Source organism: Thalassobacillus pellis (assembly GCF_016908295.1).
Lineage (GTDB): Bacteria > Bacillota > Bacilli > Bacillales > Halobacillaceae > Thalassobacillus > Thalassobacillus pellis.
In genome coordinates this window covers 583,098-605,427 of record NZ_JAFBDO010000001.1, presented here as the reverse complement: position 1 = coordinate 605,427, position 22,330 = coordinate 583,098, and the positions used below count along the sequence as shown (strand labels likewise).

The following is a 22,330-nucleotide window of genomic DNA, read 5'->3' as shown; positions in this document are numbered from 1 at the left end:
GAGGTGTGCTTGTGAATGTGAAGAAAAGTTTATTATTATTCATTATTTTCCTGCTGGCATTCTCGAATGCGGCATTTGCCGCCGGCGGAATACCACAAAAGGACCTGGGCAAGGTCAAAAAGCCTGAAAAGCAACAATTTGAAAATGTCATTAAAATGAATGATTCGGCAAAAGAATATGCACCAAACGACGAAGTTCGTGTCATTGTAGAACTTAAAGAAGAACCTGTTATCTATTCTGCGGAAAGTCTGGGTAAAAGTTACCACGAACTTTCGGAATCAAATAAAGAGAAGCTTCGCACGGCAGCTTTAGATGCACAGGAACGAGTAAAGAATAATATTTCGGAAAATTCTATCAAGATGGAATACGAAGAAAGTTTCACAACAATTTATAATGGCTTCAGTGGTAAAGTAAACTATAAATCTATCAAAGTGATTGAAAGTTTACCAAATGTCGGAAAGGTACATATCACAAACGAATACACACGCCCGACAGAAGAACCTAAGATGCTATACAGCAAGGAACTTGTCAATGCCCAAAAAACATGGCAGGAGTATGGATACAAAGGGGAAGGGATTACGATCGGTGTTATTGACACAGGTATCGATCCTTCCCATCAAGACATGATACTCAGTGAAAAAACAGATCCTGAAATCAGTAAAGAAGATGTCACAGCATTAAAAGACGATCTTGCGGGTAAATATTTCACTGAGAAAGTCCCGTATGGATACAACTATGCAGATGAGAATAATGAAGTTCTCGACTTAGGGCCCGAAGCTAGTATGCATGGGATGCATGTATCCGGTACAGTTGGTGCAAATGGGGACGAAGATAATGGGGGCATTAAAGGAATCGCTCCTGAAGCGCAAATCCTGGGTCTGAAAGTTTTCGGAAACGACCCTGAAATGCCTTCCACATATAGTGATATCTACATCAAAGCAATTGATGACGCTATCATTTTGGGGGCAGATGTCATCAACATGAGCCTGGGTTCAACGGCGAGCTTCGTTCTTCCGGAAGATCCGGAACAACAAGCGATCAAACGTGCAGTTGAAAATGGTGTCATGATGGCTATTTCAGCTGGTAACTCGGCAAAGTTCGGTGAGGGTTTTGCGGATCCATACGCCTCTAACCCGGACATTGGTGTGGTAGGGGCGCCTGGTTTAGCCTCAGAATCCTTACAGGTAGCTGCTTTTGAAAACAAATATTTAAACCTGGAAGCATTCGATACGACTGTGGACGGGGAAGCGAAAGATCCTATTGCTTTCTTATCAGCAGGAAATGTCTCTCCAGAAGTATTAGGCGATACAGCTTATGAAGTAGTCTATGCAGGTTTAGGCAGAATGCCGGGGGATTCAGAAAATGCCCCTGATGCGAATGACTTCGAAGGGCTTGATCTGGAAGGTAAAATCGCGCTGATCCAACGTGGGGAATCTGCTTTTGTTGATAAAGCAATGAACGCACAAGAACATGGCGCCGTGGGAGTCATCATTTTCAATAATGTCTCCGGTTATGTAAGCATGGCTACAGACGATGCGATTGAAATTCCGCAGTTGTTCATCCTTAAACAACCTGGGGAAGAACTGAAGGGTTATCTCGAGGCAGGAAAGAAAGTGGAAATCGCATTCAATGGCAAAGAAATTAAAGCCCTTAACCCGGAAAACGGGAAAATGGCTACCTTTTCATCCTGGGGCACGACACCTAGCCTGGACTTTAAACCAGAAATCACTGCCCCTGGCGCAAGTATTCTTTCTACCTTGCAGGATGATGAATATGGCATGATGAGCGGGACATCCATGGCGGCTCCACATGTTGCCGGTGGGTCAGCACTGGTTATGCAGCGGGTGGAAGAAGCGTTCAACCTGGCCGGTGCCGACCGCGTCGAAATGACGAAAAATATTTTGATGAATACATCCAGACCACAGATTGATAAAGGTCTTTTCAATGACTATTATCAAGTCGGATTAGGATACTCGCCGCGTTTACAGGGTGCAGGACTGATGGACTTGCATGCAGCAATGAGCACTCCTGTGACGGTTACTGCCGAAAAAACCGGTTTAGCTAAAGTGGCGTTAAAAGAAATCGATAAGAAAACTAATTTTACACTCGAAGTCAATAACTTCAGTGATGAAAATGTCATCTACACTGTGGACGGCACAGTGCAGACAGACTTAGTAAACAGTGGCTCAAATGCGATGGAAACACAAGGTATATACAAAGCTGGAACTATCAGTGGTGAAGCACCGTTTACTGGTGAATTTCCGATCAGCATCACATCTCCAAACGGCGGAGAAGTCGATGGGGAATATCAGATAGTAGTGCCGGCAAATGAAACGGTCGAATTGAATGTTACGATCGATTTGGAGAACACAATCGATTGGTTCTATAACAAACCATTAGAAGAAATCTTTGAAAATGGCCATTTCGTTGAAGGGTTTATTACATTGACTGATCCTAATGATTCCAATCCGGAAGTCAACGTACCGTATGTAGGTTTCCATGGAGAATGGGATGAAGCGCCAGTGCTTGATGACCTGATGTATGAAGAAGATACGTTCTATGGTGTCGGAGGACTTGTGACACCGAGCGGAGCTGACTTTGCATACCTTGGCAGCAATGCACTTTCAGAAGGGGTGGAGGAATCGAAAATCGCCTTCTCTCCAGACGGGGATGACGTGCACGATAGTGCTCTGCCTGTCCTGTCCTTCTTAAGGAATGCCAAAGACGTCAAGTTCAAGATATTGAATGAAGACGAAGAAGAGTTGAAAACTATCCGCACAGAAAAAGAAGTAAGGAAACATTACTATGATGGAGGCTTAGCATCACCATACACCATTTTCGCGGACAGTGCCTGGAATGGTAAAGTCTCAGGAGAAACAGTAGAAGACGGCTTGTATTATTACGAGATAGAGACAGTCATCGACTATCCGGATGCGGAATGGCAATCGAAAAAGATTCCTGTCCTCGTAGATACAAAAGATCCTACAGTGGAAGTGACATATGATGAGGAGACCGGAAAGGTCAGCTGGGTATCAGAAGATGAAGGTGCCGGCATCTCCCATTATGAAGTACTCGTAAACGGGGAAAGTGTTCTGGAACAGCCGCTTGCCGGTGATGCTAAAGAATACACACTTGAGGGATCAGAAGAAGCAGAATCCATCAAAGTGGTCGCTCATGACTGGGCAGGGAATGCAGGTATGGATACAGCAGGTACATCAGAAGACGAGACTATTCCGTATATTACTGTGTTAACTCCTGAAGCACTTTCTGTTCATGATACAAAAGAAATTGCGGTTACAGGTTATGTCAAAGATGAATCAGCTGTAAAAGAATTGTTCATCGATGGGAATAAAGTTGAAATTGCCTGGGATGAAGAAAACAGCCGCTACGCCTTCAGCAAGACATTAACCTACAAAACGGATGGATTAAAAGAAATTGAAGTATCCGGAACAGATGCCAAAGGGAATGACATCTCTTTCATCCGCAGGGTGATGCTTGATACTACGAAGGCTTCCATTGATGTAGCAGGTCCATTTATTACAAATAAAGACACAGTGGACCTTGATATAGCCTTGAAAGACAATTACAGCATGATGCGGTTCTATATCAATGACAGTGAAAAGTATTATAAAGAATTCAGGGAACCATATGAAATGGTGCCTTTCACTCATGAATATACAGAAACCCTGAAGCTGAAAGATGGTACCAACAGGTTCAACTTGAAGCTAGTTGATATAGCTGGTAATGAAACGACTAAGAAAATAACCGTTATCCGATCCGATGAGAAACCGAAGAATTTTGATGACATTTCAGAGAATTACTGGGCAAAAGACGCTATAGAAATGCTGAATGTTATGGGTGTCATCAATGGATACACCAACGGTGACTTCGGAAAAGATGACGAAATCAAACGTGTCCATGCCGCACAAATGCTGGTGCGTGCTCTTGATTTAGACACATCCAATGTGAAAGATCCAGGATTCAAGGACGTGAAGAAAGGCGATTACGGTTATGAAGATATAGCCGCTATTGCAGAAGCGGGAATCATGACAGGTACTCCAGCAGGTAAGTTCCTTCCTGAATCTTTGCTCACACGCGCTGAAATGTCCAAGATACTGGTAGAAGCTTATGACATGAAAGGCAGTGAAGAGAACAAATTCACTGACGTCCCAGATTATTGGGCAACAGATTATATCAATACATTAGTGGCAAATAACATCACGGTTGGATATCCGGACGGCACGTTTAAGCCGAATGGGAATACTACCCGCGCTGAATTTGCTCTCATGTTAGCCAGATCGATTGATGATCGCTTCAAAAAATAAATAAGTATTAAGCAAGGCCGGGGGTGGATAGCGACTTTCCCCGGCCTTTTTTGCATTTTAAGAAAGTTTAACTTTGTTAAAGGATTAAAGTATAAGTAGGACTAAGGCTTTCGCCATAGGACTTGGCGACAATTCTAGTTTTTCTAATGTGTGTCATTAATGATTAATATTTTTGATAAAAACCTTATATAACCCTCCGAATTCAATTCCTTACAATAGTAATTTTTCCATTTATTATTAGGTGGTATGATTTATTTTTACTAGGCATAAAGATTTATTTAGTAGATTTAGACTTCAAATGGGTAAAAAAACCATATATTATGTCGATATTAGTGTTAATTAGTCTAATATTAGACTTCTAATCTACTTGGGAAAAGGGGCAGAAAAAAGAATATGATCAAAAGGAACACACAGCTATTATTTGCTCTGTTTGCTTTGGTTTTTATGTCAAATGTGTTTGTAGGAAAAGCGGAGGCTGGTTCTCTGAAGGATATCCCGGATAAATATGCCGAGGAAATCAATTACCTCATCAACAAATCGGTGGTTACTGGTTATCCCAACGGGTATTTTTATCCAGAGAAGTCAGTGACGAGAGAAGAAGCAGCCACCATGATCGGCAGAGCGCTGAATTTGAATGGCACAGAAAGAAACACTTCCTTCAACGACGTCGATTCATCTTCTTATGCATCTGGATACATACAATCAGCGGTTGAAAAAGGAATCATCACTGGTTATGGTGATGGGACTTTCAAACCCAAAAACCATATCACACGAGGTGAAATGGCTTTCCTGATTTCCCGGGCATTCAATCTTACACAAATCAGTGATATTCACTATTATGATGTTGAACGAAGCGGGAAACGTTACGAAGCAATCAACAAAGTATCTACCGCAGGAATCGCAATGGGTTACCCGGATGGTTCCTACCGTCCTGATCAATCCATCACAAGGGCTGAATTCTCACTATTGGTCGCTCGCGGTTTAAATCCTGATTTTAAAGTGGAGGTACAACCACAGCCAATTGATTCGAGTGTAGTCTCTACTGCTGTCTTGAATGTCAGAACAGGACCAGGAATCAGCTATGATAGGATTGGTCAGTTGACGGGCGGCAGTATAATTTCCATCTATAAAGTGGTCGGTAACTGGGCGTATATGTCGTATAACGATTTGAAAGGCTACGTCCATACGGATTATTTAAGAGAGAATGTAAGAATTGTAGCGATTGACGCTGGGCATGGTGACCATGATCCAGGTGCACAGGCAAATGGCCTTGTAGAAAAAGAAATCAACCTTGATGTCGCCTTAAGAACCCAAAGATATCTGGAAAAAGCCGGTATCAAAGTAGTTATGACTCGTACGGATGATAGCTTCCTAAAGTTGAATGAAAGAATTGACTATGCTGTCAATAGAAATGCAGATACCTTTGTCAGTATTCATTCAAACGCATTCACGCCAAATGCACACGGGACGGAGACTTATTATTCAACCGCAGACTTGAACCCCCGTGCGGAAGCAAGTAAAATGCTCGCAACCTTCATTCAAGAGCGTCTTGTTGATGCTTTAAACACTTATGATCGCGGTGTAAAAGAGGGTCCATTCCGTGTCATTGAACATAACCCGCTGCCATCGGTACTGTTGGAATTAGGTTTTGTTACAAATGATTCGGATGCAGCAAAATTAGGGTCCAGCTTCTATAGAGAAAGAGCTGCCAAGGCGATTTATCTGGGAATTGAAGATTACTATGATTGGAAATATTGATAAAAGCGGACATCCTCGTCCGCTTTTTTACACTTTAAGAAAGTAACACTATGGGAGTGGAATTTACATAATGAAAAAACTGTTTTACGTATTAACATTTTTCTTGTTTTTTTCTATATTTACCACAAATGAAGTAATAGGTTCTCCTGACAGCGAAAGCGAGGACCGATTTATCGTAGGGTTTGAAGAAGAAATCGATTTTACGCTTTTTGAAGATATTCCTTACGAAGTACACTATATCCATGAAGAAATCGATGCAGTGACAGTTACGGGACCTGTTACAGAAATTAAAGCGCTGCAGGGGACCAGTGAGGTTAAATGGGTCGAGAAGGACCGCATCGTTAAGACAGAAGGGCAGTTGATTGATTGGGGTTATAAGGCCACAGAAACTACAGAAGCAAAAGAACTGAATCTGACTGGTGAAGGCGTGAAGGTAGCTGTCATCGATACTGGAATCAGTACAACTCATCCTGATTTGGATATAGCGGGCGGAATTACATTCGTCGATGAGACCTATTCTTATGATGATGATAATGGCCACGGCACCCATGTCGCTGGAGTTATTGCTGCACAAAACAATGATATCGGAACACTCGGTGTTTCCCCGGCAGTCGAGTTATATGCTGTTAAAGCGCTGGACGAGGACGGTATGGGAAATCAGACAGATGTCATGGCGGGAATAGAGTGGGCGATGGACAATGAAGTGGATATCATCAACCTCAGTATTACTAGTCCATATTCCTCCATTGCCATGAAGACTATGCTGGAAGAGGCAAAAGACCAGGGAATCATTGTCGTTGCAGCTTCAGGAAATGAAGAGACAGGAAATGGACAGACCACGGAAGACATCATGTATCCTGCCCGGTATGATTCTGTCATTGGTGTTGGGGCGGTTAATGAAGAGCTGTATAGAGCAGAATTCTCATATGTTGGCCCGTCCCTATCTTATACTGCACCCGGTGAAGATATCTACAGTACTTATATCACGAACGCAGACCATCCAGATGGGTATGCGGTAATGAGCGGTACATCAATGGCAACTCCTTATGCTGCAGGTATCATAGCTTTATATAAACAAAACTACCCTGACATGGCTAATGAAAAGATAATAGAGATTGTGTCCAAGGAAGTGATGGATCTCGGTGCAGGCGGGAAAGACATTCAATACGGATACGGCCTGATCCAATCACCGGATAAGTTATTCTGGGATATGGAAGAAGCAGCCTGGTACACTCCATATGTTAATTACCTGGTAATTGGAGATCTAATCAATGGGTATACCGATGGAACATTCCGCCCTGGAAACAAAATCACACGGGAAGAAGTAGTAACCATGATCGGAAGAGCATTAGGTCTTAACGGCGAAAGACGCGAGACGGTTTTCACGGATGTAAAAGTGGATTATTTCGGATCTGGTTACATTGATTCCGCTTATGATGAAAATATTGTAACGGGCTATCCTGATCAGACATTCCGGCCAAAATCCGCGATCACCCGCGGAGAAGTAGCAGTCATCATTGACAGAGCCTTCGATTTCCCTGAAAAAAGCACAGAGCCATTTACAGATGTTCATGCAGATAAATACTACTATGAAGCAGTTCATGTATTAAAAGCACATAATCTAATCACAGGGTACAATGATGGTAAATTCCGCCCTGAGCAGGAAATTTCAAGAGCTGAGTTTTCAGCTATTTTAGCAAAGACATTAAACGAAAATCTGCGATAAAACTAAGCGGATATTTCGGTAGGCTGGTCTAGACTTATCAGAGTCAATAAGCTCTCATTTAGAGTATAGTTGATAAATAAAGCGGATGTCCCAAAGGCGTGTATAACAGCCTTTGGGACATCCGCTTTTTATAAATATATAGACGTTCTCATTGATGAAGGGCGCGATATAGGAATACGCTGAATTCCGCTCTGGTAGTTTCTTTACCCGGACGGAAAGTATCGTCCTTATAACCACTGGTAATATCATTTGCTGATAAGGTATAAACCTCATCGTATGCCCAGTGGGAGGAACTTACGTCTTCGAAATTCGCGGCAGTGTTCATTCCGGATAAGTCAAAAGCACGAGTGAATAATGCAGCTATTTCTGCACGGGTAATAGCCTCATCTGGTCTGAAGGTTCCGTCCTCATAGCCTTCTATGTACCCTTTTTCTGCAGCTGCATTGATGAACTCATATGCCCAATGGGAGGAAGAAACATCGGAAAAGGTGTTATTTCCTGATGGATTGAGATTCATAGATTCGCTAAGCATCTTTGCAACTTCAGCTCTTGTCACTTCATCCTCAGGAGAAAAGGTCCCATTTGGATTCCCGTCTATAATGCCTTTTTTACTTAGATATTCAATTTCACCGTAAGCCCAGTAGTCTTCAGATAAATCAGTATATAATCCATTATCCTCGATTACTCTCTTAGCTCCGGTATAATAATCACTCCAGTAACCAGAAAAGACGGAATCAATGTCGATTCCTCTGCTGTAAGTAGCGGATATCATATCCCCGCCACCGATGTAAATACCAACATGGGAAATGCCGCTTTTGTATGTACCTGAGAAAAATACTAAATCCCCGGGTTTCAATTCTGATCTGGAAACATATGTACCTTCATCATATTGATTATAAGATCCGGCAGGAAGATCAATTCCGACCTTGCCGAATACATAAGAGGTAAATCCTGAACAGTCAAAACCGGATGGAGAGGAACCAGACCATTGATAGGGAACTCCTAAGTATTGTTTTGCTATCGAAACTACCTGGTCCCTGGTAGAGTCAGAAGCATGTGCGAAAGGAACAAACATTACAAAAAACATTAAACCAGCCAGTAAAATACTAGCAACTTTCTTTAACAAAATATGTAACCCCCTGAAGAATATGTATTGAAATTAAATTATTATCCTTTAAAATCGTAACACATTATAATTCAAATTTAATTTACAATTGTGTAACAAAAACGAAAAATTCCCAGTAAATGGAGCTCCTGTCACTCCATTTACTGGGAAAACCAGTTTCAATCAGTATCCTACGGCATGCAGGTAGAGGTCGATGACTTTGGCGCTTTGTTCGCGTGTTGCATCGCCATATGGTTCGAAGGTTGTGGAATTATGTCCTTCCATGAAGCCAAGGACGTTGACATATTTAATTGCTTCTAGTGTTTCTGCATCCACTTGCTCAATATCTTCAAAACTCAATTTAATATCATTATTCACAGGTTCTGATACCTTATATTCATAAGCTCGTTTGATCATCAAAGCCATTTCATAACGTTTAACAGCTTCATGGGGACGGAAGGTGTTATCTTCATGTCCTTTAATCAGGCCAGCTTCAAAAGCAGCGGAAATCTCCACCTGCATTTCCTCGCTGGCTTTCTCCAAATCAGTGAATGGAGCCTCGGTGGTAGCAGTAAGTCCCAATCCCCTCACAAGCATGGCTGCAAATTGAACACGAGTAAGCGTATGGTCAATACCAAACATTTCTGGTGTCATACCGTTGATAACTCCATGTCCATACAGGCGCTCGATATAATCAAATCCCCAATCATCCCTGTTGACATCACTGAATGGGAGAAGAATATTGATACGATTTTCGTCTCCGATATTTACCGGAGAATTAACATTGATATACTCTTTCATAATTTCTTCTAATGCTTCGTATTCTGTCACGAGCTCAGCTTCTGCAAACATCGAATAGTCGTCCCCGCCAGCAGCAAGGAAGTCATTAGTAGCAACAAGGTAAGTGGCTTCAAGATCGATTGGCTCACCAGAAACCCTTAAATCCTTGACGCGTTTACCTGCTGATGCTTTGGAGTCAATAGTAAAAGTCATGCCTCCAACTTGAGGGAACGCCCCTTTTGTATTCGGGTAATCACTAACACCGTGTTCCAGTGCTTCTTTGATGGTAGCTCCGGACATTTTCATTTTAACGAGGTAATTCCCGAACGGGGATACATTGATGATTTCTCCTAAAGTAACTTCACCCTCACCGATGGAAGCCCGGATACCGCCGCCATTGGTAATAGCTATATCAGCCCCTGACTTTTCAAGCATTGCATTGGTAATCAAATTGCCGAGATTGGTTTCACTGGTTCGAACGTCCGCACGCTCCCCGTTAAGATTCACCGATGATTTTCCGACTACTTGATTCATAATACTTTCCTGCTCTTTTTCAATATTGCTGATCAATGTCTTTGTTTCAGGATCTTCCTCTACTTCAGCTGCATCCTGTTTTGTAATACGGTCAGCTGTTTTTAAGACAAGCTGCTGGTCAGCATCGAATTCCAATTCTACGATTCCAAGGTTCTTTGTGTACTCCCCGGCACTGACAATTAATGTGTCGCCTTCCCCGATGTTATCGACTGTATGACTGTGGCCATCGACAATCAAATCGATTCCTGGTGCCTCTTTTGCAACTTTAATGGAAGTATCCGTACTGGAAGCATCAGTTCCAAGGTGAGTGAGTGCAATAATCATATCGACATCCTGTGACTCCAACTCAGCGACCATTGCTTTAGCTTCCGTTACCGGGTCTGTAAAGGTCAAACCTTCAACATTTTTTGGATTGGTTTTGTAATGTGTTTCTGGAGTGGATAACCCGAAGATTCCAATCTTCAATCCAGCAATTTCCTCAATATAATAGGGTTGCAGTAACTGATTATTAGTAGCATCTACTCGGACGTTTGCACTTAACAAAGGGAAAGCAGCTTCATCGGCAAGTTCAAGCGTCCGCTGATAACCATAATTGAAGTCATGATTACCTGCTGCCATGGCATTGTAGCCCAGCAAGTTCATAATATCGACAATGCTAGAGCCATTTTCAAGAGTTGCAAAAGGCGTTCCGTGGAACGTATCTCCAGCATCGAGCAGGATGGTGTTCGGGTTCTCCGACTGTTTCTGTTCGACAAGGGTCGCTAATTTTGCAAACCCCATACCATCATAAGTGCCTTCCTTGACCCGTCCATGCGAATCATTCGTATGTAGAATCGTGATTTTTGTGTTGTCAGCAGCGTGGACCTGGGATGTATGCCAATTTAACCCGCCCAGAACAAGAAGAGCCATCAACAATAAGGTGATACTTTTCCTCCAAAATTGCACATTAATTCCTCCTTATTACTAGATTAGTAGAACATATCCATTATAATCTATGGGCTCTATAAAGGGGACATAATTCATAAAAATATTCAAAAATATTACATTATAAATTCCTTCATCTTTCTATAAATAAATTTACTCTTATGGATAACATTTATAGTACAGAAAAAAACAAATTTACTAGGTCTATATATCTAAATTCTCTCCTTTAATCCATATAGTGGAAGGTTTCTACTATAATAATAGTGTATAAAACAATTAGGAGGGTTATTTTGAAGAAAGTTATATCATTTCTTCTTGCATTAACACTGATGGCACCTTACATAACTACTAGTGCTAATGCAGAGGCAGTTTTTACAGATTTAGATCCTACTCCATGGGCTGAGGAAGAGATTACTTACCTCAGTAATTTAGATATTATCAATGGATACGGAAATGGAAAATTTGGACCAACAAATAATATTACTCGTGCCCAAGTTGCGCTTATGCTTGTCACAGATTTACATCCGGAGCGGCAAACAGCAGTAGACCCGGGATTCACGGATGTAACCAAAAGTAATTTTTACTACGATGCGATTGCAATTGCCTTTGAGAAAGGTTATTTGAACGGTTATCCAGACGGTTCATTCCAACCATCCGCCACCATCAGCCGTGCAGAAGCTGCGGTAATGGTAGACAGGGCATATGAGATAAAAGGAGAAGGAGATGCCACGCACTTTAGTGATGTCAACGTTGGTTACTCCTGGGCGCTTGACAGCATTCTGGATCTTTCTTCGCAGAATATCATCAATGGCTATCCATCAGGAACCTTCCAGCCAGGTAATTCTATTAATCGGGCTGAGTTTTCTGTAGTAATGGCCAGGACGATAGAGCCTGAGTTTCGTCCACTAGGAGATACAGAAGCACATTTCATCGACGTTGGCCAAGGAGATAGTATACTGTTGGAATCTCCTTCTGGAAAAACGATTTTAGTAGATGGAGGGCGTAAATCCGCAGGTGAAAAAGTAGTAGATTATCTAAATAAAGCAGGAATTGACACGATTGATTTGATGGTTGCTACTCATCCGGATGCCGACCATATTGGCGGACTTATCGATGTTCTTCAGCAGGTCGAAGTAAAAGAAGTATTGGACAGCGGCAAATCTCATACGACTGATACTTACATGGAATACTTAAAGTTGATTGATCAAAAGAATATCCCCTTTTCGGTAGCAGAGGAAGGTTCAACCATCAACTTTGATGAAGCATTAGATATCAAAGTGCTGCACTCTACTTCCTCATCAAGCGACAATAATGAATCTTCAATTGTCTTGGAAGTATCCCATGGGGAAATTGATTTTCTATTGACAGGGGATGCGACTGTAGATAACGAGCAGCAAATAATCGATAATTATGAGGTAGAAGCAGAAATATTAAAAGTTGGCCACCATGGTGCCAGCACATCGACTTCAGAAGCCTTCTTAGCAGAAGTAAACCCGGAAGTAGGAATCTTATCCTATGGAGAAAACAGTTACGGGCATCCTGAGTCAGAGATAGTCGACAGGCTTCGTGACCATGAAACAGCACTTTATTCAACCTGTCACCAGGGGACGATTACTGTGACCACCAATGGTTCTGGCTATGATGTTAATGCCGAACCATTCCAGGGAGAAGCCAATTGCGGAACGAATTCAGAACCGACCCCAGATCCGGACCCAGAACCTAATTATCCTATTAACGTAAATACTGCAGATTATGAAACACTGCAGTTGATTCCTGGAGTAGGGGAAAGCATTGCGCAATATATTATCGATTACCGTAATGCGTATGGTCCATTTCAAACGATTGAAGAATTGGATAATGTCCATTACATCGGACCGGCAACCGTAGAAGAAATGCGACCCTACATTACACTATAAAGGATAGATAACATGAGAAAATATACTATTGACCGATTCGAAGGGGAGCTAGCGGTTCTGTTAGAAAAAGGGAATGAATCTATTCAAAAAGATGTCCCGAAACGATATTTCCCAGATGACATTTCAGAAGGGGATTTAGTAGAAGAACAACAGGATGGTTCTTTTCGGTACAGTGTTTTAAAAGAAGAAACATTCGAAGCGAGGAATAAAGCTGAAGCATTGTTGGAAAAGCTTAAAAATAAGCATAAGTAATAAAGAAGCGGGACAGGTATAGTTAACCTGTCCCGCTTTGGCATGATGGGAACCAGACTTTTGAAAGCAATTGATATTCATCATGAGAAGAAATATAATGGATTGAGTTCATTTCAAATGGAGGGAAACGCGGTGCACATCCTTAAATCAATCGGAGCCTTTGTATTAAGGCATATCGAAATTCCGATTTTATCAGCCCTCTTGTTCATTAAAATCTTCTGGTTTGCACAAGAGGTTGGCATACATCTGTTAACCGAGCATCGGCTCTTAGTCAATGTAGGTTCCGTAATCGTTTTGTTTTCATTCGGACTCCTGTTTAAGCGGGTCAACCGGCTATTATATTTTTTCTTTGTGGGTTTGATCGGGGCTTTTATTGTATATGCGGATCTCGTCTATTTCCGTTATTTCGGTGATTTGATAACGACCCCTGTGTTGAGTCATTCCACTCAAATGGGTGACATTTCAGGTAGCATTACCGAGTTGATGGCATGGGCGGATTTGAAATACTTTTTCGATATTATCATTGTATTGGTTGTATTCATCATTCTTAAAATAAAGAAGGTCAAGCAGTACATCATGTGGAAAGAGCGTCTGCCGCTTTTTGTAATTGCCATTATTGTGGGATCGCTGCTTGTGGCTGTGCCAATTAAATCGTGGATTGACGCAAATGGGAAAAATCTTTTCATTAATACCTGGTCGAATGTATCTATCTATAATGTTACTGGCCATCTGGGTTTCCACGTGTTTGAAACGCAGAAATACATAAACAATAACATTATTAACGCACCGGAAATCACAGAGGAAGAAAAAGTGGAAATCAAAAGTTATTTCGAAGAGAAATTTGCGACAAACACCTCGAAGGAGGAACCTTTTTTCGGGGCAGGGGAAGGCTATAATGTAATGATGATTCAGCTTGAATCCTTCCATAACTATTTGATCAACAGTTCTATCAACGGGAAAGAAATCACTCCTCATCTGAATGATTTGATTGGTGAATCGTTTTATTTCTCTAATTTCTATCATCAGGTTGCCCAGGGGCGTACTTCTGATGCTGAGCTGTTGACGCAAACATCCTTATACCCATTACCGACAGGTTCCGTTTATGTGCGGGAGCCGATGAACACATTCGATGCCCTTCCAGGGATTTTGAAGGAAAAAGGGTATGCTACGTCGGTTTATCATGCCTATGAGAAGACTTTTTGGAACCGTTCTACCGTATATCCGAATTACGGGTTTGAACGTTTTGTCGGGAAGGGAGATTTTGGCGATTATGAAACAGCTGGCCCCTTCAAGACAGTAGGGGACGAAGGGGTATTCATGCAGATGACAGAAGAAAATGCAGATGACCAGCCGTTTTACGCCTTTACTGTGGCACTGACCAGTCATCATCCTTTTTACAACATACCGAGCAAATACTATGAATTGAACACGAAACCGTTTGATGGTACCACTTTCGCTCATTACCTTCATGCAACCCATTATGTCGACTATGCTATCGGTCAATTGGTAGAAAAAATGAAAGCAGAAGGTGTCTGGGAGAATACAATTCTAATGATTTATGGGGATCATGACAGCGGGCTGGAGTTTACCGAAAAGCATGCAAAGGCTCTAGGATTGCCTGGGGACCCTATTTCTATCCTGAACCGAAACGACAAGGTGCCAATGATCATTCATGTGCCTGGATTGGAAGAAAAAGCGAAGACTTTTGAAAACTCGGTTGGGCTGAGCGACGTTGCGCCAACGCTGTTACACCTTCTTGGCAATGACAGTGATTACTATCATTTCGGAGAAAACATGCTGAATGGAGAAGATCAACTGGTTGCTTTCCGTTACGGCTCGTACAAAAAAGGAGATATTTATTACGAGGCTTCTCTTGATGGAAGCTATGAAAATGGTACCTGCTACAACGTAGAGAAACTTGAAAAGCTGCCAGTAGGGCAATGCCTGGAAGATGCGCAGCGAACAAGAGAAATATTGAATATGTCGGACAAAATTATTCTTCATGACTTGATTGCAGAATGGAGAAAAGTACCTAAAAACGCACAAGCGGATTAATCCGCTTGTGCGTTCTCTTTTGTTTCGATATAGTTTTGTAATACTTCCGCTGCAATATAGTACCCATGCATCCGTTTCAGCACCTGATCTTTGGCAAGCCGAGAGTGTATAGTATCATCGATAAGTCCAAGGTCTAAAGCCTGATCCCACGGATGAGCACTAGGTTCTTTACCTGTGAATGTTTTAATCAGATAGCTTGCCAGTCCATCACGGGTGAATACTTTTCCATTAGAACCGTTAGCTGGTAAGTTGTCTTTCAATGGTTGTGCGTACTTTTTGTAGGCTTCCATATTGCCACGATATAAGCCGTTTTGCAAAACTTTCCTCATATGGTTGCGATCTAAGTTCTCTTCGACATGTAAATTGTTATCGTAGCCTCCAGCAATTAAACCGTAGTTTAAAAGAAACTGTAAAGATTCATCGTACCACTTACCTTCATAAGGATAACCAATATCGAAATGCTTCACCTTAGCACCTTGTTCCATCAACTGGTTGCGCATACGTCCGACTAAACCCTCATTTTCCGACATTTCACGGAAAGTGACATTATGTTCATTTGCCAAAGCAGCAGCAACACCTCCGGCTTCGCCTACAGCCATACCAGTAGGAATGATTCGCGCACTGCCTGCAGCCAGAGAGGAATAACCAGCAGAACGACTGACAACTAGCAGGTTTTCAACTTCTAACGGGACGGTTGATCTAAATGGGATGGAATACTGCGTTGGGGAAGCTACAACCTGCCCATAATCATTTATGGAAGTAGCCTGGACATCTACTGGATAACCGCCATAAGCGATTCCATCCCAAAAGTCACTGTTAGTCCACACATCTGACATTTGGAGCATGTATTCTGATTTAATATGTCTGGTTTCGCGAATATATAATTCATCAGGTATACTAGCTATCTCAGCATTTTTAAACCCGGGTAGGTTCTTACGAAGAAAGTCCACTATATGCTTCGTTTCTCGTTCACCCTTCGCAAGAGCTTTTTCGATATCTTCTTGGTTAGTCCCATCCACTCCGAAAATCTGCAAGGCATTGATATAAAATTGATCTGGGCCATCATCTTTTTGGATACGAGCAATATTCAAGCCTCTTAGGCGTGTATTCTTCTCGACTGGCTTATAAGCATAATGAAGCTCGCCAAAGCCCCAGGCAACAGTTTCATTCAACCCTGCCGGTCCCAACACTTCATTTTTGGCAGCTTTACGGATCCCATCCCAATCAATACCTTTAAGATGAATCATAAGGGTGACAGCCATTTTGCGGTCCGGCATATTTAGATCACCGCCCCCTTTGTAATAAGGAGCTCCAGCCATGACTGCATAATTTGCGCTTTGTGTAGCATCAATGATCTTGTTTCCAGTTACTTTAAATGTTTCCCCATTACGTTCCAGCACAGCACCGGAGGCAACTTTGCCTTCTTCTACTATGGCATCTTTCAAATCGGTCTCAAGCATCAAGGTAAGATTTTCTTCCGCTAATACAAGGTCAAGAAAAGCCTGCTTTCCTTTGTCAATAGCAAAAGCATCCTTACCTCCAACCATTTTATGCCATTCAGCAAAAATCCCGCCAATAGCTTTTTTATTGTCAATGCCATAAACCATGTCTATGTAATTTAACATGCCATAAGTCATTAAGCCGCCTAACCCATCACGTTTTGCAACGAGCAGTGTCTTTGATCCGTTGCGAGCGGCAGATACCGCTGCAGCAACACCTTCAGGCTCCCCTCCAATGACTATAGTGTCATACGACTCCTCAGTCACACTTTCAATAGGTGGAGCCTGATAATTTTTTTCTTTTTCTGCGCCGCCAAAAATGAATATTACGAAGACGATTGCCACCGCACCTATCAGTGTTAAGGGCAAAAACAATTTCTTCATCTATAATTGCACTCCTTTAAATCTGGGTAATTTTATTTTGTGTTAATCTTTCAACTCGATAAATGTTAATTTAATGTAAAAATTTAAGCTGTGAGTATTATACCACACCAATAGGTGCCAGACACTCCAAGAAATGGAGGTTAAAGTAAGCTTTGAGCGGTAAAGGTTTTCCTTAGAACCAAAGGAGGTGACATAAAATGGAGGTAATAAAAGTACGAGAGGGTGATCTCTTCTAACTGCATTTTAGGAGAATTTCCCCCTAAATAAACAATGCATTTCTGATAATTGAGTCATTGAGTCTAAAATCAATCATAAAGTCATAGAATAAGTAATAGGCTTATGGTACTATTAAAAAAGTAAATAATACCACTTTGCTAGTCTATATATATGGCGAAGTGAAAATGGGGAGGGTAATATGAAATTTTGTAAAGAGTGTGGAGAGAAGATTACGGGAGAAAATAAGTTTTGTAAGGGATGTGGTGCTCCGATTCAGGGAAGCGGTCAAGCATCTATCCGGAAACAAAAAAAGCCGATGCCAAAGAAACAAAAGCTTTGGATCGGAGGTCTTGTTGCGGGTCTGATTATTTTATTCGGCCTGTACAAAGTCGGTGCATATTATACTTCAGGAGAGCGGCTGGTTGGAGCTTTTAGAGAGGCTGTAGAGGACCAGGATGCAACAAAGGTAGCAGAACTCCTTATGTACCAGAATTCAGATAAAGAAGTTACGAAGGAAGAGGCTGAAGCATTTTTAACATACATAGATAGTTCACCCATGGAAAAAGAATTTATGCTAAGCTCCCTTACCACCCAGTTATCGAATTACGAGAATAAAAAAGCTGTAGCAGGCGGGATGGAATTGTTGAAAAATGGGGTAGTTCAGCTTGAAAAGCATGGAAAAACCTTTCTGTTCGACAACTATGAACTTACTATTGAGCCTGTATATGTAAGTGTGTCTACTAATTATGCAGACACTGTTATATATAAGGGAGAAACAGAACTGGTCACGTCTGATTCCGCCGATTTTGAGCAGCAATTCGGTCCTTTTCTTCCAGGTAAACACGAATTCAAAGCTGTCTATAAAAATGACTGGATCGAGTTGGAAACACAGGAAACAATCGAAGTGCTCAGTGGTGAGGATACAATTGAATTGGAGCTTGAGAGTGAGGAAATCTATTTTGATTCAGAACTTGGAAAGTCGACCAAGGGCAGGTTGTTCATTAATGGTAAAGCAGTAAATTTCAATCCCTTTGCAGGTAATAAATTTGGTCCCGCCAAGTACGATGGTTCCATGGAAGTTACAGCAGAAGCAGAATTTCCCTGGGGAACAATGACAAGTGCCCCGGTATCAGTAACTGGGTCGGAAGTATCTGTGTATTCGTTCAAAACTTCGGAAGAACTTAAGAAAAAGATTAAAGAAACCATGACTGCATTTAAAGATGGATACCATACTACAATAAGCACCGGTGAAAAGACAGGGGAAAACGTCATGACAGACGAGATGATGGGTACTGTCATGTTGGAATACGAGAACCAGGCTACTTATGGTTCTGATTTGGAATGGACGCTTTCAGAATCCATCTTGTTGATGGACTATGTAATGGTAAAACAAAAGATAGATGGTACATATATTCTCCGAGTATATACAAAAGATAAACTTCTTCGTAAATCCAATGGGGAAGAAGAGAATGTGTATTTTTACGATATTATTTACAAGGATGGAAAATGGTTGGTCGATTATGAATACCAGGACTTTCATATGGATACCACAAATGGATGGGAAAATGGGATCAAGTTATTGAATAAGGAAAAAACATATACCTACGATGGCCCCATAGTACAAAATGTAAAACCAAAAGATGAGCAAAAAGATAAGCAAGAAGATAAACAAGATGACACAGACCCAGGCGACACTGACAGTAAGTTAAAAGAGTTAACTGCCGAACTGATGGCGAACTATCTTTACGGATTGACAACAGCTATTAATACAAACGATTTTGGCAGTGTAGACCATTTGCTGCTCGAAGGAAGCAGCCTTTATGAAGCACAGAAAAGTCTGGTCGCAGGCCTCCATGACCGAGGTATCACTGAGGAGGTAGAGGATTTCGAAATTACGGATGTTTCAAAGGCCGGTTCCGAGATGCGTATCACCACTTCCGAAACAATTGCTATCAATTATGGAGACGGTACCGAGAAAGTACAGGATTACAAGTGGGTATATACAGCGGTATTGGTCGATGGAGCATGGAAACTTTCGTCTATTAGTGAATAAAGGGAGGAATTTTTAATGACTTGTCCTAAATGTAATGCTGCCCATGATGGCGGAAAATTTTGCGGAAACTGTGGTTCGCCTGTGGAAGGTAACGTTGCGCATACGCAATCAGCAGGAGAAGCAGCTGCGACGGCAGCGCCAATGTATGATAGTGAAACTACTTTTGAGAAATTAAAACAATCCAGCCAGAATTACATGGGATATTTTCTGGATGGATTGAAGAATCCAACGAAAAAATCACACAATACAAGCCCGAATGATTTTGTGAATGGCACCATAACACTGGTATTGTATGCTCTTCTATTTGCGGCAATCGGGTACACCGCTTCCTCTAAAGTGATGATGTACTTTGATGTTCCATTCTTGTCGATATTTTTCCCGATATTCATGTATACGGCCATATTGCTGGTAATCATGACGGCCCTTGTATTCGGGCTCTCTAAACCAGGTAACAGTCAATTGACGTTCAAAGGTGCTTTAAGCAGATTTGGAACCTTCATGATTCTTCCTGCAGCTTTTCTGCTCGTAGGTTTTGTGTTTCTGTTATTGAATGTGTTTTCATTGTTCGCGATTACAACAGGTCTCGCGGTGCTTACCATGTTCGTTGCCTTGACTTTCTCTATCTACTCGTATAAAAGAGAGGATACTCCAGGGTTAGATGCATTATACAGCTCACTTATTGCCTATGTAGTTTTGCTTGTCGTTTTACAAGCGATAGCGGAAAACGCAGTGTTCGGTGATTTACTAGAAACGATTGAAACCTTCAGTAACTTTTAAGTTTTCTAGGTGCCAGGTAATCCAATATGTGGAGTGCCTGGCATCTTCTTTGCATATATTCTCTTTAGGGTTCCAATACTAATAAGAATCTTATTGGATAAAGGGGAATACATATATGCGTCGAGTGTATTGGTGGGGGTTATTCACGCTTGCTGCTTCAATCAAGCTCATCGGCATCAGTCATTTGCTGCTCAGTGAATGGTCAAAGGGGGCAACCCTTGTATCGATCAGCTTTGCTCTCTTCATTTTCGGGTGGATGTTCTTATTTAAAAAACATTGGCTGCTCTATGGCGCAGTCGCTTCGTTGCTGATCGGGCTTTACAGCTGGAGTTCGTACTTATATATGGATTACTTCCAGGCGCCGTTTTCTTCCTATATTATGCTTCAAACGGCGAACCTCTCGGGAATGTCAGACAGTATCATTGGACAGATCTCCTGGTGGCAGATTGTGTTCTTCTTGGATTTACTGATTCTCGAGTCTGTACTTCTTTATGAAAAGATGCGAAATACCAATCTCAGCTACCTGACTCACCGTAATTATCGGATTACATCCATGATGGCAGCTGCAGCAATGCTTTTGATAGCAGTCAAACCGGTATCGATGTATGTGTCTGACTTGGACCATCTACTACTGAAAAAATTCACAGCTAATACGTATATCAGTAATTACGGAATCGTCGGCCACCAGATGATCGACTTTTACGACTTTATCTCCTCCCAGCAGACATTGGAGCTTTCCGCAGAAGAAATGGAGGATATTCATACCTTCCTTTCCAGTGAAGAAAGAGTGACGAAGCGGGCACAGCCGTTATTAGAGCCAGGGATATTCCAAGGGAAAAACTTGCTTTTAATCCAGTTTGAGTCCCTGCAGCAATTCGTCATTGGCGCGGAAGTCAATAACCAGGAAATAACGCCGAACCTCAATAGGCTGGCAGAAAATGGTTTATCGTTTGAACGCTATTACCCACAGACGGCAGAGGGGAACAGCTCGGATGCTGAATTACTTGTCCTGAACAGTATCTACCCTCTTAAAGAAGGAAGTACTTTCTTCCGTTATCCTGCAGCAGATTATCCTTCCATAGCTAAAACCTTTAAGGAAAAAGGGTATACAACATCTGCCTTTCACGGGGATGAAGGGTCTTTCTGGAATCGGGGAAACGTCTATCCAGCGATGGGCTTCGACAGCTATCACGATATAGAAGACTACAAGAGTACGGAAAAAAGTGAACTTGGAATGGGATTAAGTGACGAAGCTTTTTTTGAACAAACCGCAGATAAAATCGTACAGCAAAAGGAACCGTTCCTATCTTTGCTGATCACACTTTCTTCTCATACTCCATACGACATACCGCCGGAAGAAGTGAAGCTGGATACAGGAAATCTAAAGAATACGCATCTCGGCAATTATTTTGAAAGTATTCATTACACGGATCATCATCTCGGGAAATTCTTCGACAAGCTGGAAAAAGACGGCCTGCTGGAAAACACCGTAGTGGTCATTTATGGGGATCATAACGGGATTTTCCATGAATCGAAAGCGGAAATAGAAGCGTGGAGAGGGAAGGAAATAACGGAAAGCGAATGGCGGAATAAATACATGTCGGTACCGTTCCTGGCAGCTGCTCCTAGTATAAAGGAAACTATGGCAATTTCAGATGTCACTGGGCAGATTGACACCGCTCCCACTATCCTTGACTGGTTCGGATTTCCGCGTGAAACCTATGAAAATCACGCTCTCGGCCATAATATTAACCGTTTCAGCAATAAAGAAATATTCCTGCTGAGAGGTGATTATGGCGAAAGCATCGTTATTAATAATGAAGGCAGTATTTCCGAATATGCTCCTATCCATCATGAAACACTGGAAATTTCAGAAGACCTGATCAAGTCGAATTTTGCTACCAAACCTTAATGAAAGGCCTTATCTTAAACGGGATAAGGCTATTTTTCTTTGGAATTTTAATAGGAAATTAAGCCCATATTTAAAAAGTGACTAAAACAATTTAAGTTTCGACAAATACTGCCG

The 22,330-nt window shown here is 41.8% G+C and carries 12 protein-coding genes; 9 read left to right on the top strand and 3 right to left on the bottom strand.

The annotated features are described in order from the left end of the window. The first annotated feature begins 11 nt into the window (after positions 1-11). The 3 genes from JOC33_RS02860 (at position 12) to JOC33_RS02850 (ending at position 7,809) form a co-directional block, all read left to right on the top strand. The gene (locus tag JOC33_RS02860) at positions 12-4,325 is read left to right on the top strand and encodes a S8 family serine peptidase (RefSeq protein ID WP_205090766.1); all 4,314 of its coding nucleotides are present in this window, start codon (positions 12-14) and stop codon (positions 4,323-4,325) included. Positions 4,326-4,718: 393 nt separating this feature from the next. Beyond that, complete coding sequence (locus JOC33_RS02855) at positions 4,719-6,083, top strand: N-acetylmuramoyl-L-alanine amidase (protein ID WP_205090764.1); 1,365 nt, start codon at positions 4,719-4,721, stop codon at positions 6,081-6,083. 70 nt (positions 6,084-6,153) lie between these two features. Then, positions 6,154-7,809 (top strand): S8 family peptidase, encoded by a 1,656-nt coding sequence (locus tag JOC33_RS02850; RefSeq protein WP_205090761.1) that lies wholly within the window; start codon positions 6,154-6,156, stop codon positions 7,807-7,809. Positions 7,810-7,957: 148 nt separating this feature from the next. On the opposite strand, the gene JOC33_RS02845 is transcribed toward JOC33_RS02850, so the two are convergent. Together JOC33_RS02845 and JOC33_RS02840 are read right to left on the bottom strand one after the other, a co-directional pair. After that, positions 7,958-8,935: a C40 family peptidase gene (locus JOC33_RS02845; protein ID WP_239533950.1), complete on the bottom strand. Its 978-nt coding sequence runs from the start codon at positions 8,933-8,935 to the stop codon at positions 7,958-7,960. A 162-nt stretch (positions 8,936-9,097) separates the two neighbouring features. Continuing rightward, positions 9,098-11,173, bottom strand: coding sequence for a 5'-nucleotidase C-terminal domain-containing protein (locus tag JOC33_RS02840; RefSeq protein WP_205090758.1), 2,076 nt, complete (start codon positions 11,171-11,173; stop codon positions 9,098-9,100). Between the two features lie 269 nt (positions 11,174-11,442). Here JOC33_RS02840 and JOC33_RS02835 point away from each other — a divergent pair, with 269 nt between their 5' ends. From JOC33_RS02835 to JOC33_RS02825, 3 genes are read left to right on the top strand one after another with little or no spacing between them, the layout of a single operon-like run. Then, positions 11,443-13,068: an S-layer homology domain-containing protein gene (locus JOC33_RS02835; protein WP_239533949.1), complete on the top strand. Its 1,626-nt coding sequence runs from the start codon at positions 11,443-11,445 to the stop codon at positions 13,066-13,068. A 12-nt stretch (positions 13,069-13,080) separates the two neighbouring features. Continuing rightward, positions 13,081-13,320 (top strand): DUF3006 domain-containing protein, encoded by a 240-nt coding sequence (locus JOC33_RS02830; protein WP_205090753.1) that lies wholly within the window; start codon positions 13,081-13,083, stop codon positions 13,318-13,320. Between the two features lie 60 nt (positions 13,321-13,380). After that, positions 13,381-15,375, top strand: a complete 1,995-nt coding sequence (locus JOC33_RS02825; protein ID WP_205090752.1) for an LTA synthase family protein — start codon at positions 13,381-13,383, stop codon at positions 15,373-15,375. Here the strand turns inward: JOC33_RS02825 and JOC33_RS02820 are convergent. Continuing rightward, on the bottom strand, positions 15,372-17,258 hold the full coding sequence (locus tag JOC33_RS02820) for an FAD-dependent oxidoreductase (protein WP_205090751.1): 1,887 nt from the start codon (positions 17,256-17,258) through the stop codon (positions 15,372-15,374). The two genes, JOC33_RS02825 and JOC33_RS02820, sit on opposite strands and share 4 nt — an antisense overlap. A gap of 415 nt (positions 17,259-17,673) precedes the next feature. On the opposite strand from JOC33_RS02820, the gene JOC33_RS02815 reads away from it, so the two are divergent. The 3 genes from JOC33_RS02815 to JOC33_RS02805 all read left to right on the top strand — a co-directional run bounded on the left by JOC33_RS02815 (position 17,674) and on the right by JOC33_RS02805 (position 22,216). Beyond that, positions 17,674-19,527 (top strand): zinc ribbon domain-containing protein, encoded by a 1,854-nt coding sequence (locus JOC33_RS02815; protein WP_205090750.1) that lies wholly within the window; start codon positions 17,674-17,676, stop codon positions 19,525-19,527. Between the two features lie 15 nt (positions 19,528-19,542). After that, complete coding sequence (locus tag JOC33_RS02810) at positions 19,543-20,304, top strand: zinc ribbon domain-containing protein (protein WP_205090749.1); 762 nt, start codon at positions 19,543-19,545, stop codon at positions 20,302-20,304. 115 nt (positions 20,305-20,419) lie between these two features. Then, positions 20,420-22,216, top strand: a complete 1,797-nt coding sequence (locus tag JOC33_RS02805; protein ID WP_205090748.1) for an LTA synthase family protein — start codon at positions 20,420-20,422, stop codon at positions 22,214-22,216. Positions 22,217-22,330 lie beyond the last annotated feature (114 nt).